The organism is Vescimonas sp. (genome assembly GCF_057856985.1).
On sequence record NZ_DBLZXX010000041.1, the window covers coordinates 1 to 1,586 of the forward strand.

Annotated in this window: 1 protein-coding gene; it reads right to left on the bottom strand. The window is 60.7% G+C overall.

What is annotated here, in order from left to right; translation table 11 throughout:
* Positions 1 to 1,586 (bottom strand): 2-oxoacid:acceptor oxidoreductase family protein (locus ACZM22_RS11125; protein ID WP_489544118.1); only part of this gene is annotated, 1,586 nt, incomplete at both ends.

Below are 1,586 nucleotides of genomic sequence, written 5' to 3' on the forward strand. Positions count from 1 at the left end.
TTCTTGTCGGCAGCATTCAGGTGCTCGTCCAGCTCGGCATCGGTCCACTGGCAGTTGATCATAAAGACGCCGCCGGGCTTAACGTCCTGCACCATCTTCATGCCCATGTGGATGTAGGCGGGGTTGTGGCAGGCAACGAAGTCAGCCTGATTGATGTAGTAGGGGCTGCGGATGGGCTTGTCGCCGAAACGCAGGTGGCTGATGGTGACACCGCCGGTCTTCTTGGAGTCATACTGGAAGTAAGCCTGAATGTACTTGTCAGTATGGTCGCCGATGATCTTGGTGGAGTTCTTGTTGGCACCGACAGTACCGTCGCCGCCGAGACCCCAGAACTTGCACTCCTTGGTGCCGGGGGCGGAGGTGATGGGAGCGGGCTTGACCTCAGGCAGGCTGAGGTTGGTCACGTCGTCGGTGATGCCGATGGTGAAGCGGGACTTCGGAGCGTCCTTCTCCAGCTCGGTGTAGATAGCAAAGACGCTGGACGGCGGGGTGTCCTTGGAGCCCAGGCCGTAGCGGCCGCCGGTCAGGACGACGTCGTTCATGCCGGCCTCACGCAGGGTGGTGGCGACATCCAGGTACAGGGGCTCGCCCAGGGAGCCGGGCTCCTTGGTGCGGTCCAGAACGGCGATCTTCTTGACGGTCTTGGGCAGGACCTTCAGCAGGGCGCTGGAGACCCAGGGACGGTACAGGCGGACCAGAACCAGGCCGACCTTCTCGCCCTTGGCGGTCAGGTAGTCAACGACCTCCTCTGCGACGTCGCAGATGGAGCCCATGGCGATGATGACGCGGTCAGCATCCTCGGCGCCGTAGTAGTTGAACAGGTCGTAGTTGGTGCCCAGCTTCTCGTTGATCTTGGCCATGTACTTCTCAACAACGGCAGGCAGAGCCTCGTAAGCGGGGTTGCAGGCCTCACGATGCTGGAAGAAGACGTCGCCGTTCTCGTGGGAACCGCGCATCTTGGGGTGCTCGGGGTTCAGGGCCTTGGCACGGAACTCCTCGACAGCCTCCATGTTGCACATTTCCTTCAGGTCCTCGTAGTCCCACTTCTCGATCTTCTGGATCTCGTGGGAGGTACGGAAGCCGTCGAAGAAGTTCACGAACGGAACGTGGCCCTCGATAGCGGACAGGTGAGCAACGGGAGACAGGTCCATGACCTCCTGCGGGTTGCTCTCGGCCAGCATGGCAAAGCCGGTCTGACGAACGGCCATAACGTCGCTGTGGTCACCGAAGATGTTCAGGGACTGGGTAGCAACGGTACGGGCAGAAACGTCAAAGACGCAGGGCAGCTGCTCAGCGGCGATCTTGTACATGTTGGGGATCATCAGCAGAAGACCCTGGGAAGCGGTAAAGGTGGTGGTGATGGCACCGGTACCGAGAGAACCGTGGACAGCGCCTGCGGCGCCGGCCTCGGACTCCATCTCAACAACCTTGACCTGGTTGCCGAAGATGTTCTTCAGGCCTGCAGCGCTCCACTGGTCAACGGTGTCGGCCATGGGGCTGGAGGGGGTGATGGGGTAGATGGCAGCCACATCGGTGAATGCATAAGCTACATGCGCCGCAGCGGTATTGCCGTCCATAGACTGTTT